The 15,444-nt window shown below is 39.7% G+C and carries 11 protein-coding genes; 3 read left to right on the plus strand and 8 right to left on the minus strand.

Annotated elements, in window-relative coordinates; translation table 11 throughout:
- Positions 1-17 precede the first annotated feature (17 nt).
- From hflX to Q0976_RS06325, 7 genes are all read right to left on the minus strand, one after another.
- Positions 18-1,328 (minus strand): ribosome rescue GTPase HflX, encoded by a 1,311-nt coding sequence (gene hflX / locus Q0976_RS06295; protein WP_299492153.1) that lies wholly within the window; start codon positions 1,326-1,328, stop codon positions 18-20.
- Between the two features lie 17 nt (positions 1,329-1,345).
- Positions 1,346-1,627, minus strand: a complete 282-nt coding sequence (gene hfq / locus Q0976_RS06300) for an RNA chaperone Hfq (protein WP_299492155.1) — start codon at positions 1,625-1,627, stop codon at positions 1,346-1,348.
- 93 nt (positions 1,628-1,720) lie between these two features.
- A complete protein-coding gene (miaA, locus tag Q0976_RS06305) occupies positions 1,721-2,647 on the minus strand; it encodes a tRNA (adenosine(37)-N6)-dimethylallyltransferase MiaA (RefSeq protein WP_299492157.1) in 927 nt (308 codons plus the stop codon).
- On the minus strand, positions 2,640-4,643 hold the full coding sequence (mutL, locus tag Q0976_RS06310; protein ID WP_299492159.1) for a DNA mismatch repair endonuclease MutL: 2,004 nt from the start codon (positions 4,641-4,643) through the stop codon (positions 2,640-2,642). Before mutL ends, miaA begins: the two co-directional genes overlap by 8 nt.
- A gap of 44 nt (positions 4,644-4,687) precedes the next feature.
- Positions 4,688-6,004, minus strand: a complete 1,317-nt coding sequence (locus Q0976_RS06315) for an N-acetylmuramoyl-L-alanine amidase (protein WP_299492161.1) — start codon at positions 6,002-6,004, stop codon at positions 4,688-4,690.
- A complete protein-coding gene (tsaE, locus tag Q0976_RS06320; RefSeq protein ID WP_299492163.1) occupies positions 5,991-6,473 on the minus strand; it encodes a tRNA (adenosine(37)-N6)-threonylcarbamoyltransferase complex ATPase subunit type 1 TsaE in 483 nt (160 codons plus the stop codon). The genes Q0976_RS06315 and tsaE overlap by 14 nt, the downstream gene beginning before the upstream one ends.
- A 138-nt stretch (positions 6,474-6,611) precedes the next feature.
- Positions 6,612-8,105 (minus strand): NAD(P)H-hydrate dehydratase, encoded by a 1,494-nt coding sequence (locus Q0976_RS06325; RefSeq protein WP_299492165.1) that lies wholly within the window; start codon positions 8,103-8,105, stop codon positions 6,612-6,614.
- 232 nt (positions 8,106-8,337) lie between these two features.
- Between Q0976_RS06325 and Q0976_RS06330 the strand changes: the two genes are divergently transcribed.
- Positions 8,338-9,432, plus strand: coding sequence for an efflux RND transporter periplasmic adaptor subunit (locus Q0976_RS06330; protein WP_299492167.1), 1,095 nt, complete (start codon positions 8,338-8,340; stop codon positions 9,430-9,432).
- Between the two features lie 15 nt (positions 9,433-9,447).
- A complete protein-coding gene (locus Q0976_RS06335; protein ID WP_299492169.1) occupies positions 9,448-12,531 on the plus strand; it encodes an efflux RND transporter permease subunit in 3,084 nt (1,027 codons plus the stop codon).
- Here the strand turns inward: Q0976_RS06335 and Q0976_RS06340 are convergent.
- Complete coding sequence (locus Q0976_RS06340) at positions 12,528-13,919, minus strand: MATE family efflux transporter (protein WP_299492171.1); 1,392 nt, start codon at positions 13,917-13,919, stop codon at positions 12,528-12,530. The two genes, Q0976_RS06335 and Q0976_RS06340, sit on opposite strands and share 4 nt — an antisense overlap.
- 107 nt (positions 13,920-14,026) lie before the next feature.
- Between Q0976_RS06340 and Q0976_RS06345 the strand changes: the two genes are divergently transcribed.
- Positions 14,027-14,920: a LysR family transcriptional regulator gene (locus Q0976_RS06345; protein ID WP_299492173.1), complete on the plus strand. Its 894-nt coding sequence runs from the start codon at positions 14,027-14,029 to the stop codon at positions 14,918-14,920.
- The last annotated feature ends 524 nt before the right edge of the window (positions 14,921-15,444 follow it).

Genomic DNA, 15,444 nt, shown 5'->3' on the forward strand with positions numbered 1-15,444 from the left:
AAAAATAAAAGAAACGACTAAATATTAACTTCTACTGTATCATTTTCTTCAACAATAAAAGTCGTTAATTCCCCATGACTCTGTTTCGTTAAGCGAAGCCAATCAGTTTCTAACAAACGCACAGACAAAATACAATTACCGAAATCGTCATATTCCTTTGCTTGTATGGCATCCAGCCGATAAAAATGTCCAAGATAATGCCCTGCACTGGCAGGAATTTGCAAGGTAAATTGACTAATTGCTTTTCCTACCAAGGCATTGATTGCCTCTTGTAACAGCATTAAACCTTGCTGTTTCTGAGCCGAAATCCATACTCGCATAGGCTTCCCCTCATCATCATAATCGATATGAGGGCTCACATCATCAAGTAAGTCTATCTTATTACATACAATCAATTGTGGTATATCATCAGCTTCAATTTCTTTCAGTACATTTTGCACTTGTTCAAAATTGTCACCCATATTTTCATCTGCACAGTCAACAATATGCAGCAATAAATCAGCCTGACGTGTTTCTTGTAGCGTTGCCTTAAAAGCAGCAACGAGATCATGAGGCAAATGCCTAATAAACCCAACCGTATCAGCAAGAATCACGCTGCCATCATCTAAATCCAATTTTCTTAACGTAGGATCTAATGTTGCAAAGAGCTGATCGGCAGCATACACCTCTGAGAGTGTCAACGCATTAAATAAAGTCGACTTTCCTGCATTGGTGTACCCCACTAAAGAAACGGTTGCTAAATCACTACGATTTCGTGCCCGTCGACTTTGCTCCCTTTGCTTATCAACTTTAGCTAAGCGTTTATTGATGCTTTTTATTCGACCTCTTAATAGGCGTCTATCCGTCTCAAGCTGAGTTTCCCCAGGCCCGCGCATACCAATACCACCTTTTTGCCTCTCTAAATGGGTCCATCCTCTAATTAAGCGCGTTGACATGTGGCGCAATTGCGCTAGCTCCACCTGCAACTTTCCTTCATAGGTTCTCGCTCTTTGGGCAAAAATATCTAAAATCAACGTGGTACGATCTAATACACGACATTGGCATAGATGCTCCAGATTTCTCTCTTGAGCAGGACTTAAGGCATGATTAAAAATGACAACATTAGCCTCTGTGGCTGCAACTAAAGCCGCTAATTCTTCTGCCTTTCCTGAACCGACAAAATACTTTCTATCCGGAGAACGACGACTCGCTGTAATAACGCCAATTGACTGGGCTCCTGCTGACTCGACTAATAACTGCAGTTCAAGGAGATCTTCTCTACTATCTTCATCAGAAAAATCAACATGAACCAGTACAGCACTTTCACCTGCCTCATAACGATCAAACAAAAAGCAAACTCCTCAAATTAGACTTCACCGTTGTCATCAATAGGCGCATTATAATTTTGCTGCGCATTCTGTGATGGCTGATGATTAGACACATTAAATGGACGAGAAGGCACTACAGTTGAAATGGCATGTTTGTATACCATTTGGCTAACAGTGTTCTTCAATAAAATCACAAATTGATCAAAAGACTCAACTTGACCTTGTAATTTTATACCATTAACGAGATAGATTGATACAGGAACGCGCTCACGACGCAAAGCGTTCAAAAACGGGTCTTGTAAAGATTGCCCCTTAGCCATTTCTCATTTCCTTTTTATGTAATATTCAGTAATAAATCTAATAAAGAAAACTTTATTGTTTGGTTTTAGTATTATACAGCTGCAGCTAATAAGCTAGCGACACAGTCGCATTATTGTAGCAAGATTATTTTCCTCACCGCTTTCTAGCCAATTTAATTCTGGCCATCCTCGTAACCATGTTAGTTGACGCTTAGCCAATTGCCTAGTCGCGACGACAGCTTTTTCAACCATAATATCATATTCAATGTCACCATTTAGGTATTCCCAACATTGACGATAACCAACACAACGCATTGATGGTAAATCTAAATGTAGATCCTTTCTGGCTTTCAATTTTCGAACTTCTTCAACAAACCCTTCAGCCAACATCTCACTAAATCTTTGTTCAATAGTCTTGTGTAACATCTTTCTATCGGTGGGTGCAATCGCAAATTGCACAACATCGTAAGGAAAGGTATCAGATTTTGTTTGAGAAAGCTCCGTTAAAGAGCGCCCAGAGAGCCGATAAACTTCGATTGCACGTGATAACCTTTGGGGATCATTAGGGTGGATCCTTGCTGCTGAAATCGGATCAAAACTCGATAATTCCTCATGTAAACACGACCAGCCTTTAGTTTGAGCCTCTAATGCGATTTGTTGGCGGACTGTCTCATCCGCTGCAGGTAAAGGTGATAAACCTTCCAACAGCGCTTTGAAATAAAGCATTGTCCCGCCCACGAGAAGTGGCACTTTTCCCCGCAGCAAAATCTTTTCAATTTCATTTAAGGCATCTCGCCTAAAATCAGCCGCAGAGTAACTTTCATTCGGCTCAATAATATTGATTAGGCGATGAGGCGCGTATTTAAGTTCACTCTCTGTCGGTTTCGCCGTACCAATATCCATGCCTTTATAAATTAAAGCTGAATCCACAGATATGATTTCACAATTGAACTCTTGTACGAGTTTTATCGCTAATGCTGTTTTACCTGATGCAGTAGGCCCCATCAAGGTAATCACTTTTGGAGATATGTCTCTACTCACTCGTATTCTCTTTTAACCATGCTTGCCAGGGTAATCTGGTAGCTTGCTTTGCTATTACTTGTTGCTGAACATCTTCATCCAACTCAATCCATTTCAACCACACCTCTGATGGTGCAATAAACTTCACCACAGCGGCTTTTGCTAACCAAGTGACTAAAGCAGCATCATCAGGAGCTTCAAACCTTAGCCATTGTAATAACTCAGGGATAAGCGTCGCTAACTGACTGTCTCTTAAATATGGGGGCACTTTCTTTATTATCAACTGCCCAAGTCGAATTGATAGCTCAATCCCCAACTTTTTAAAACAAACTTCTCTTAATTTAATGGTATCAATCCAATCAGGATCGGCCGCTACAGACACAGGCATTAATAAAGGCTGGCTAATCAGCCCATGGGCTAGCTTAGTCTTTATTTCATTTTTCAATACAATTTTCTGAATGTCTTTTATCTTTACCAGTAACAATTCCTCATCCTGAGTGAGGACCCAATACTCCTTTGCTAACATCAAGGGCATTGATATATTTGAATGCGCACTTTTCTTGAGTCCCACCACATCCTGAGACGTTGTCAACAAAGCACCATAGGCAACAATTTCAGCTTGAGAAGGTAAATCATGACCCTGCTTTCCAGCCGAATAAGCCCCTTTTCCGTGTTGAGTCGATTTTAGATTTGGACTATTGCTATTATGGGTGACTATCTCTTCTGCGCTCCCCTTTGAGCCCTCCCATTGTTTGGCGATGACGTTATGTTCAGTATCATCTTGATTATTCTCTGCTGTGTAAGCTGTATGTTCCCTTAACCCAGAAGATATTTGTGATACTTTGTTTTCTCCAATTGAGTGAGTTGGCAAAAAATAATGTGAGTGAACATTTGACTGTTCAGGCTCTTTTTCATCCACTTTCAATCGATCCGATGCGTTCACAATAGATTGAGGTAACGACACCTTATCGTCAACACTGCTCTGTAAAATCACTTTATCGGCATTTGAATTTTCATCAAAATACATTTGAGCTAACGCTGATTGTAAAGCTTGTAATATAAAATCATGCACATATCGGCTTTGATGAAATCTAACTTCATGTTTTGCTGGGTGGACATTCACATCAACTTGAAAAGGATCGAGGTTCAACATCAACACATAACTAGGATTAACCGCAGAATTGAGTTCACTAAAAGCTTGTCTCACGGCGTGATTAACCAGCCTGTCACGAATAAGACGTCCATTAACGTAGAAGTACTGAGTATCGGCATGATTGAGGTGAATTTCTGGAGATTGTAAATAACCATGAAGTTTTAAATCTCCATGTTCACAATCTATCGCTAATGCCGTTTCAGCAAACACTTTACCGCACACTTGTCCTAAACGTTGTAAATATTGCGCTTGATTACTAGTACTACGGTAGTTTCGTATCATTTTACCATTGTGTTTCAATGTAAAATGGACATCCCGTCTCACTAAAACAATCCGTTTTAGCCATTCATCAATATGGGTAAATTCTGTTTTATCACTTTTTAAAAAACGACGCCTAGCCGGTGTATTAAAGAATAAATCCATGACTTCGATGCTGGTACCCACAGGATGTGCAGCCGGTAATACGTCTACCGCCATTTCTATCCCTTGGGTTTTCGCTTGCCAGGCTTTATCTTGCTCTAACGTATTCGATGTTAAAGTCAGCCTTGATACAGAGCTAATACTCGCAAGCGCCTCACCTCTAAACCCGAAGCTTAAAATAGCATCGAGATCATCTAGACTTGTCACCTTAGAAGTCGCATGACGAGATAAGGCTAAGGTTAAATCTTCTTTGGCGATCCCAGCCCCATTATCTCGAATGCGAATAAGCTTACTGCCGCCTTTTTCGATTTCAATATTAACTTGAGTCGCACCGGCATCTAGCGCGTTCTCAACGAGCTCTTTAATCACTGAAGCAGGTCGCTCCACCACTTCACCTGCTGCAATTTGATTTGCCAATTGGGGAGACAGCTTAAGAATTGCCATAAAATACTTCCAAACCTAGGAAAGACGCCAACAGCATTATAATATTATGCTTTTGGAATAATTAATTTTTGCCCAATCCGTAAACCATCCGATTTTAAGCGATTCGCTTTTTTAATACTGGCCATCGATACTCGGTAACGTTGTGCTAATACCGATAAAGACTCTCCTTTTCTCACTGTATGACGCCTTTGAGCTTGACTTGCAAAAAAGGAATTTGTTGGTGGATACGCTTTAAAATAAGACAAGACACCTTTATAAACGGCATTCGATAAATTCGTTTGATGTTCTCTTTGAGTCAATAATTTCGCTTCTCTTGCATTAGAGATAAAGCCTGTTTCAACCAAAATTGAAGGGATATCGGGTGATTTCAACACAGCAAAACTGGCCGATTCAGGTTTATTTTTATGTAATTGGGTAACTTTACCCAAATTACTTAACACTTTCCCGGCAACATTATGACTCATAGCCATGGATCTATCCATGGACATATCCAGTAAAGTCATGGCTAAATATTGCTCATTATCGGTATTTTTAATAATTTCCCCTGCACCGCCTAATAGCTCTGAGTGTTTTTCTTTTTTCTCCAGCCAGCGACCGATTTCACTGTTTGCTCGGCGCATAGATAACACCCAAACCGAAGCGCCTTTAGGTCTTGGAGACGTAAACGCATCAGCATGTATTGAAATTAATAAATCCGCTTTACTATTCCGGGCAATCTCAGATCGTTTATTTAAATTAACAAAATAATCGCCGGTACGTGTCATCACCGCCTTCATTCCCGGTGTAGCGTTAATCTTTTTTGCTAGCTTTTTCGCTATTTGAAGCACGACCTTTTTTTCATAAACTCCGGAAGCTGCAATGGAACCGGGATCATCTCCCCCATGGCCAGCATCAATAGCTACAATGACATCACGCATTTTTTTAGGTGCGGTCAAATTAGTACTTTTCGCAACTTGACTGTCGTCTAAGTCCACGACTAAACGGTTACCATATGGCGCTGTGGGAGATAAAGAAAATAAATTCGCTTTAACACGTTTATTCAGATCAATAACGAGACGTAATGTCCCTTTTCTCGGCGGAGTACTGATTCGAATGCCTTTCACTATTTTACTATTATTTGCAATTTTCTTAAGGTTAACGGATGTTGTTCCTCCTTTTAAATCAACGACCACTCGATAAGGGTTCGTTAATGTAAAATGAGAATATTGCGGTGACGCACTCAAATCAAAAACCACTCGTGTTGATTCAGGTGCAGCCCAAATCCTAACACCGGCCAATTTATTAGCGGCATAAGAAGATAGAGAAACAAAACAGGCCAATAACAATATGGTAAATTGTGCAAAACGTTTATTTTTTTTCATTATGTATACACGACAATATGCGACAGCCTTCATCTGTTGTGGCATTCAAAGTAATTGTCCGTTCTAATCCATCATATTGCATTAAAATACTTAAATCTGCATCTGGGATCATACCAAACCCACGATCAGGCCATTCAATTAAACTGATCGTATTGTCTCCGAAGTAATCTCTTATACCCATAAACTCAAGTTCTTCAGGATCAAGTAAGCGATACAAGTCAAAATGATAAACCACTAAATTATTCAGCTCATATGGCTCAACAAGTGCATATGTGGGACTTTTCACCGCCCCTTTATGACCTAATCCTTGGATCAAACCTCTGCTTAGTGTGGTCTTTCCTGCACCCAGATCCCCACTTAAATAAAGCACCAAAGGTGCTGAGATCACATTGGCTAGTGTCAGCCCTAGGGCCACAGTCTCATTTTCATTTTTTAAGTGAAATGTGACAGATGTTAATCTTGATATCATAGTTACTTCAATAATAATTGTTTCAAAAAAGTGATTTCATTACAGATTGTAAAAACGGTTTATATTTTCATTGTTTTTAGGCGTGAACATAACTGCCAGTATTTTATACTAAACGGTTGCTTATCTAAACAATCTCCATCATATTTTAATGATCTTCTCATTAAGCAGTTGGCGAATAAAAGGCATTAGGTCACTGGCAAGCATACCGATTTCTCCGTCTATTGCTGCAATATCAGCGGCTTTGCCATGAACCACAACCCCTAATATAGCTGCATTTAAAGCGGTCAATCCTTGTCCCAATAATGCTCCTATAATGCCCGATAACACATCACCGCTTCCTCCACTGGCAAGACCTGGATTTCCCACAGGAACGACCATTATTTTCACACCATCATAAATCAATGTTCCAGCCCCCTTGAGCACAATCACACCATGATAAATAGAGTATAATTTTTCTACAGCTGAAAACCTATCTTGCTCAACTTCAAGACGAGAAATCCCCAACAGCCTCGCAGCTTCACCAGCATGAGGGGTTAATATTCGCTGCTCTTGATAACTAGGCTGTTCTTTTAATAAATATAATGCATCAGCATCCACCACCCAAGGTTTATGGCGCAATTTAACCTGATTAAATAATTCCTTCCCCCAATTATCTCTACCTAAACCAGGCCCAATAACAATCACATCAGCCCAGTCAATACGATCTTTAACTTTGATATCGGGCTTTTCACAGGCACAAAACATCACTTCAGATCTGTTAGCATTCAACATAATCCCATGCTCAGGTCTTGAAATAGTAGAAACCAATCCAGCCCCTGATCTCAAACAAGCCTCTGACGCCATCATCACTGCGCCCACCATTCCTAAGTCGCCCCCAATCACGACCACTTTACCATTGTCACCTTTATGAGCATCTTTTCGTCTAGGTGGTAAAACTTGACTGACATGACACTGAGAAAGCACTTGTGTCTTTGTCTCAGGCAATTGCTCTGTCAGTCCAACAAAAGCATGATAAACTTTTCCGCAACAGTGACGAGCTCGGCCAGTATATAGCCCTTGTTTTTGGCCTCCAAAAGTTAATGTTACATCCGCATTTACCGCTGTGGAATAAGCAAAACCAGTATTGGCATCAATACCAGAAGGGACATCTAAGCTCAGTACCCAAGCGTCACTTTCATTCACTGTTGAAATAAGTTTATCCATTTCTGTTGTCAGTTTTTCTTTCCTCAACCCTGTGCCTAATAATCCATCCACAATGACAGATGCGGCTAAAATCCTAGACTCACAAAAAGGCGCTATTGTTCCACCTTCATCAAGGTAGTTTTTTTGAGCTTGCCGCAATTCAGGCTGTAAATCTGCCTTATGTTGAGACATCACCTGAGCCTTGATCCCTTCTTTTAATAACAAACTTGCCAATACATAAGTATCTGAACCATTATTGCCATTACCAGCTAATAAACTAATTGATTGGTTTGTTTTTCTTAATTGCTTTAATAACTCAAAAGCAGCTGACGCTGCCAACTGAACCAAGTTAAATAATGAACAGCTCTGAGCCTCCACGGCTCGCATTTCAGCGGCTTTGACTTGCTGGCTTGTATAAAGAGGGGTCGAAATTAAAGCATCATCACTCATTATTCTTATTCTCCAATATATTGATACTTCAAGATGCATGGTTCAGCTAAACCATTTAACTCCTATTGTGAACGTAAACCGCTAAATCTTTACGCGTCATTTTAAAAATCGCACAAATACAACATAAAGCTTGAATTTACATAATAATAGAGATGGCGATTTTTTCATTTAGAACTACATTAAATATAGACAGGAAATGCATCTAGTTTAAACATTACAGGTTAAATAAAACATGAATGATCCGCGAAAAAAAAGGATTTTAATTATTACGGCCTTCATTGTCATTATTGCCGTTGGATCCTATTTTATTAAAGCAGACTATAAAGCCAAAGAACTCGCTGTAAAGCCTTCCTCACAAGCCACAATCGTTGAAATGGCAAAGGTAGAATCAAAAGAACTCGGCACCATTATCCATGCTGTAGGCACCATACAATCCTTCAGTGGCGTCACGTTACGTGCGCAAATTGCTGGTCGTATCACTGCCGTTAATGTGCGTTCAGGCAGTAATGTCAAAAAAGGCAGCATCATTTTAGAAATCAACCCGCAAGTCCTTCAAGCACAACTTAATGAAAACCAAGCCGAACTAAAACTCACCGAGTTTGAATTTGAACGCCAAAAAAAACTATATGAGCGAAAGGTTATCTCCTTAGAACAGTTAACCACAGCAAAAAGTAACTACCTTATCAGCAAAGCAAAAATTGAATCAGCAAAACAATCCCTTGATTTAGCCAGTACCAAAGCCGAATTTGACGGCCGTTTAGGCCTTATCAATGTAGAAGTCGGTGATGAGGTTGTTGTTGGGCAAGAATTAGCCAGCTTAGAACTCATTGACCGCTTACGCGTTGAATTCTCCATTCCTCAGAAATATATCAAACTCATTAAAAAAGGGAATAAAGTTGATATTAGCTCAAGTACTGAAGGCAATAGTCCTAGCCACGTCGGTACTGTATATGCCATTGATCCTTTACTCAATGAGAGCACACGAACGGCAAGCATTCGTGCAGAAGTGTCCCCTCAGGGCCTGATCCCAGGTAGTTACGCTGAGATCAGTTTAATGCTGGATGATAAAAAACCTCAACTTGTCGTTCCTCAAACTGCTGTGATGCACTCTTTATACGGTAATCATGTCTATAAAGTCGATAACGGCAAGGCAAAGCGAACCGTTGTTACACTGGGCGAAAGACAAGCAAATACAGTCATTATCACAAAAGGCCTTCAAGCAGGAGACACTATTGTCAGCGCTGGGTTACGTAAAGTCACTGATGGTGCATTAGTCAGTTCAGGTCAAACAAAACAACCATCCCAGCCTCAACCATCAAAGACATAAAGGTGCGTAAAAAACATGCTTATTCAAAGGTTTATAGAAAAACCCGTTTATGCCATTACGCTTTGTCTATTAATTATATTGGTTGGATTAGCCGCTTACCAGCAACTGCCGGTTAGGCACTTCCCGCTTTTACCCACTTCTGAAGTAACCATAACAACCGCTTTTCCCGGCGCAAGCCCGACAGTAATGGAAGAATTTGTTACTGTTCCCATGCAACGGGTACTAACTGGATTAGAAGGCCTAGATTATTCTATGGCCAGTAATACAGAAGAACAAAGCCTGATCACATTAAAGTTTTTTATTGGTACCGATGTGGAGGCCGCCCTATCGCAAATAGGTAATCGTATTAATGGGATCATGTGGGAATTACCCACTGGTATTAACAGTCCAGTCATCACAAAAATCGACCCTAACGCAGGTGCAACGAGTGGTATTTTGTACATAGAAAGTACGTCTGACACTTTAGATAATAAACAAATCACAGAATATTTACGTAATATCGTCATTCCTCGATTAGAAACGGTTCCAGGTGTTTATGAAATTAACATTTTTGGTGAAAGGCAATACGCCATGCGTATTTGGCTGTTGCCTGAAAAAATGGCAGCGCATCACGTCACAACGGATGATATTACCACTGCACTTAACAATAATAATTTAGTGTCAACCACAGGTTCTTTGTATGGCGATTTAGTCAAAATTAGTGTCAATACAGATACTAATTTATCCAGTGTAACCGACTTTGATAATATTGTGATCCGTAATGAGAATGGTCGATTCGTTCGTATAAAAGATATTGGCTACAGTGAGTTTGGCGCAACCGATTACCAAAGTGGTGGAATAGTACACGGAGAGTCTGCCGTAATTTTAGGGATCACCGCAGCCGACAAAGCCAATTCAATAGAAACAGCCGATAACATTATTGCACTACTAAAGATCATTCAAGAGGATGCCCCTGAAGGACTGTATATTGCCCCTAACTGGAATGTCACTCAATTTAGTAAGCAATCCATAGAAGAAGTCTATAAAACATTTTTTGAAGCCGGTTTTTTTGTCTTTATTGTTATCTTTGCGTTTCTAGGCTCACTGCGCTCGATTACTATTCCGCTAGTAACCATTCCTTTATCCATGTTAGGTGCAGCTTCCGTCATGTGGATAATGGGGTACAGTTTAAATGGTTTAACCTTGCTCGCTTGGGTGCTTGCCATTGGTTTAGTGGTTGATGACTCGATTGTGGTATTAGAAAATATTCACCGTCACATGGAACAAGGAATGACCCGCCTGCAAGCCTCTATCGCTGGTGTTAAAGAACTTCGCTTTGCTATTTTCACTATCACTTTATCTGTCGCAACGGTTTTTGCCCCTATTGCCTTTGTTCCTGGCTTTTCTGGCGCTTTTTTCCAAGAGTTTGCATTAACCATGTCCTTTGTCGTATTAGTCTCAGGCATTCTGGCATTGTTTGTTTCCCCTGTAATGTGTACCTATTTACTGCCTCGCAAAGGACATCAAACAAAACTGACAAAAGTTGCCGATAATATCTTTCGACAAGTTCGTATTGCCTATAAGAAAACACTCTCAAGTGTATTACACATGGAATGGATGGTTGCTGCCGTTTTTATTATATTAGTCCTCGGTGGTATCAAACTGTTTGAAGATATTCCTTCAGAGCTTATGCCAATAGAAGATACTGGAGCTATTAACGTACTGGGTCTTGGCCCCAGCAATGCCAATTATGAGTATTTAGTCAAATATGCTCAGCCTATTAATGATATTTATGCTTCCATTCCAGAACGCAGAACCTCGGGCATGATTAACGGGATCCCTCTATTTGGTGCAACCAATAGTATTAGTTGGATTTTACTGACGCCGCAAAGTGAGCGTAAACGCAGTGAAGATGAAATCTTGCAAGAAATACAAGAAAAAGCGGCTGCCATTCCAGGAATACAAGCATTTGCCTTTAAACTCAATACTGTTCCAGGCGGGACACAACAACCGTTAAGTTTCATACTAAAATCAGCTGATACCTACGAGCAAATGAGCTTTCACGTCGATAAACTTCTCGCAGACTTAGCAGGTTACCCAGGAATTACCAACCCCAGTACGACTTTTAGAATTGATAAGCCACAACTACAAGTAAAAATAAACAGAGATAAAGCAGCCGACTTAGGTGTAAGCGTTAATGATATAGAAAGCACCCTCAATACCATGTTGGGTAAACCTGTTATTGGTTTCTTTGGTTTAGATGGTTACGACTACGAAGTGATCCCTCAGGTACCTCAAGCATATCGCATGAACCCCGTTGATCTAAACCACATGTATGTCAGGGCGGCAAATGGTGAAATGATTTCACTAGAAAATGTGATCAGTTTTTCTGAAACCGTGATCCCGCAAAGTTTAGATCAGTTCGATCAAATGCGCTCAGCGACTATCTCTGCAAGCATTGGAAATCATTACTCTTTAAGCCAAGCAATTGACTACCTAGAAAATTATGTCAATACTCAGCTCCCGCAAAATTATAACTATGATTTTACAGGCGAAGCACGTGATTTATTACGATCAGGTTCTCAATTGGCCATCGCTTTTGCTTTTGCCTTAGCACTCATTTATTTATTGCTTGTAGTGCACTTTAATAATTTCCTCGATCCCTTCATTGTAATGTTAAGCGTTCCTTTGGCCATTGTTGGTGCGTTATATGCCATGTATATGACTGACACAACATTAAGTATCTACACGAAAATTGGTTTAATTATGCTCGTTGGACTCATCAGTAAAAATGGTATTTTAATTGTTGATTTTGCCAACAACTTGCGCAAAGAGGGCATGAATGTGCGTCAAGCGATTATTAATGGCGCTTCTATTCGTTTAAGACCCATCTTAATGACAGCACTCTCCATGATCTGTGGAGCGCTGCCTTTGGTCCTCTCCGACGGAGCAGGCTCGGTTGCTCGTAATCAAATAGGCTGGGTCATTATCGGTGGCATGGCTCTAGGTACCTGTTTAAGTCTTTTTGTGGTACCCACAGCCTATTTAATCATTAATAACATCTTGGGCAAAGAAGACAACATAGAAGAGCCCATGAGCGAACCCACAAAAACCAGTTAATTTGACTGCAAAATGAGCTTCTTTTTTGGACCAACCTTAGATAGCGCAAAACAATGACGCCATAACATAGGCACAACAACAATGAACATGATAATTGTTGATAAAGGTAACACTAACCAAATCCCAGTTATTCCAAACCATTTGGGTAAAAAATATAATAATGGCAGCTGAGTCAATAAATTACCAATAGCAATCCATAAAGAACGCCCACCCAAGCCTACCGCCATAAAGTACATACTGGCCAAAACGACAATACCGTCTAAAAACATCGCAAAAAGATGTAACCGTATCCCTAAAGTCGCTTCTTGAATTAATTGCTCATCAAAATCATTAAACATCCCTATCATTGTATGAGGAAAAATATTTAATATAGCAATCCAGACTAAACCTGTAATAATTGTCGCCTTAATTGACAAAATCACTACAGCTTTAATTTTTTGTGGTTGTGATGCGCCATGAAAAAAACTCACCAATGGCTGCATTCCTTCAGCTAGCCCTTCAGCTACGAGGTAATAAAGCACCATCAAATAACCCACAATAGCAAAAGCACCGAGATTAACTGTTGTACCATACTGCATAAACAAGCGATTATGTAAGGCAAAAACAAAACTCACATATAGATACATGACTAAACTTGAGGCGCCCAATAACACAATCTTTTTCACTAATGAAAAATTAAACGTAATATAATCTCGTTTAAAGTGGATATTAGATTGCTTAGAAAGAAAGTAAAATATTCCCCCGATACAGACAGAAAACTGTGCACTTAATGTCGCTATAGCAGCGCCTTTTAGTCCCAAATCAAATTGCACAATAAACAAATAATCTAGAATGATATTCAGTAAGGCACCAATAATCAATAATGTTGTTGCTAAGGTCGGCGCATCATTATTGCGAATAAAGATGGGCATGGCAGAGGCTAATATAGTGATAAACCCTCCCCCGATAAAGAGGCTTAAGTATTGCTCTGCAATCAATAAGACCTCTCCTTCTCCGCCTTGCAGCTTAAGAAAATCCCTTCCCCATAACATTAAAGTCAGAGCAACAAAAAAGCCCATCACAACCATTAATAAGCTTGATGAACACAAAATATCAACAATGCTTTTTTGACTAACAGGCATTCCCTCTTTTTCACTTTGGCCTCGAGTCATGGACAGTAAACTTCCCGCTCCCATTCCAATCATCAAACCCAGTCCTGCGATAACATAAATAATAGGCCATACCATACTGACACTCGCTAATCCCTGCTGTCCGATATAATGTCCAATAAAAATGCCATCAACAACTTGATAAACACCATTCACTAACATTGCAGCAATTGATGGAATAGCATAACGCCAAAATGTACGATTCATATTGTTACTGCTGGATTTTAAACTGACTTGCATAAACGACACTTCATTTTTTATAAAAACAGGCAAAGAGTACTCTGCTAGAATAGATAAATAAAATCACTTCCCATCCGCTTTTCGGATAGTTAACGAGATCTTGAACCATGAACTGGACACTCGCTCAATTAGAAGCTTTTGTAATGGCGGTTAATCAAGGATCATTTTCAGCTGCTGCACGTAAACTCGGTCGGGCCCAATCGAGAGTCAGTACGGCTATCGCTCTCTTAGAAACAGACTTAGGGTTTACCCTATTTAATCGGGATGGGAAATTACCTACATTAACCAAAGATGGGCAGGATATGTTTATACAAGCTCAAGGGATAATAGAGCAATGCCAGCGTTTACAATCTCGCGCAATGACCATCTGTATGGGAGAAGAAGTCGAATTACAGGTAGCGATTGATGAAGCCGTTCCTATTAATGCATTTGAATTACTTTTTTCTCGATTAGCCCATGTCTATCCAGAACTTAAATTAACCATTATTAACGGTTCTCAAGAAGACATTGCACGTTGGGTTGACAATGAAAAAGTGGATCTTGGGATCCTTTTCCATGTCAGCCCCTTACCTAACTCACTAGAGTTCATGTCCATTGGGCAATTTAAATATGGCCTCATTGTTTCGACTGAACATCCTCTCTCAAATATTCAAGCGCCTAACATTGATGATCTCAATCAATATCGACAATTTGTCATACGCGATCGTGTCGGTAACCATCAAGCAAAACCTTTATCAAGCCGCCACTGGTATATCGACAGCTATTATTATATGACAGCATTAGTCATTAGAGGTTTAGGCTGGGCATTGGTTCCAGAACATATCATTAATTCACAATGGTACCATACTGATGTTAAAGAACTTTCAACAGAGAATATTCCCAATCCACTATTAGTCGAAATGGGTGTGGTCAATCGAAGAGATAGGGCATACGGCCCAATTATGGAATGGATGTTTTTAGAAATAGAAAGCATGTTTAAAGAAAGTACAAGTAACATATAATCTATAAAATATTTATATTTCAGATAATTAAATTTCATTAATGGCGAACAAAAGTTAAATTCTAAATTAAAGAATAAAGATTTGAAGTGACCTATCTATTCATGCAGAGTGATTCGAACCGATGACTGATACCTTGGAAAAGTAAGCAAGGTATCGCTCTACACAGAGTCAGTCATATTTTACTTTAGAGCGATCTTTCTTATAAACAAAGAATGGTTCGAACCGATGATTGATACTTTGGAAAACAAGCAAGGTATCGCCTGATCATGTTAAGAATAAGCAACTGAGCTAATCAAACGCCCATAAATTTATGCTACAAACGATATCAGGGATAATATAAAGAAATTGAGAGTTGGAGCGACCTTTCTAGCTAATAAAGAATGGTTCAAACCTATACCTTAGTAAGGTATTACTCTAAGCTGAGTCAGTCATATTTTGCAATTTTAAAATTTGGAGCGACATATCGGGTTCGAACCGATGACCTATACCTTGGCAAGGTATCGCTCTACCAACTGAGCTAATGT

Origin of the sequence: uncultured Shewanella sp. (genome assembly GCF_947501665.1) — a bacterium.
Lineage (GTDB): Bacteria > Pseudomonadota > Gammaproteobacteria > Enterobacterales > Shewanellaceae > Shewanella.

What these genes read in the sequence shown, in the direction of transcription:
- Q0976_RS06340 (WP_299492171.1), bottom strand. Translation starts at nt 13,919, where the DNA reads ATGCAAGTCAGTTTAAAATCCAGCAGTAACAATATGAATCGTACATTT.
- Q0976_RS06325 (WP_299492165.1), bottom strand. Translation starts at nt 8,105, where the DNA reads ATGAGTGATGATGCTTTAATTTCGACCCCTCTTTATACAAGCCAGCAA.
- hfq (WP_299492155.1), bottom strand. Translation starts at nt 1,627, where the DNA reads ATGGCTAAGGGGCAATCTTTACAAGACCCGTTTTTGAACGCTTTGCGT.
- mutL (WP_299492159.1), bottom strand. Translation starts at nt 4,643, where the DNA reads ATGGCAATTCTTAAGCTGTCTCCCCAATTGGCAAATCAAATTGCAGCA.
- Q0976_RS06345 (WP_299492173.1), top strand. Translation starts at nt 14,027, where the DNA reads ATGAACTGGACACTCGCTCAATTAGAAGCTTTTGTAATGGCGGTTAAT.
- Q0976_RS06335 (WP_299492169.1), top strand. Translation starts at nt 9,448, where the DNA reads ATGCTTATTCAAAGGTTTATAGAAAAACCCGTTTATGCCATTACGCTT.
- tsaE (WP_299492163.1), bottom strand. Translation starts at nt 6,473, where the DNA reads ATGATATCAAGATTAACATCTGTCACATTTCACTTAAAAAATGAAAAT.
- Q0976_RS06330 (WP_299492167.1), top strand. Translation starts at nt 8,338, where the DNA reads ATGAATGATCCGCGAAAAAAAAGGATTTTAATTATTACGGCCTTCATT.
- Q0976_RS06315 (WP_299492161.1), bottom strand. Translation starts at nt 6,004, where the DNA reads ATGAAAAAAAATAAACGTTTTGCACAATTTACCATATTGTTATTGGCC.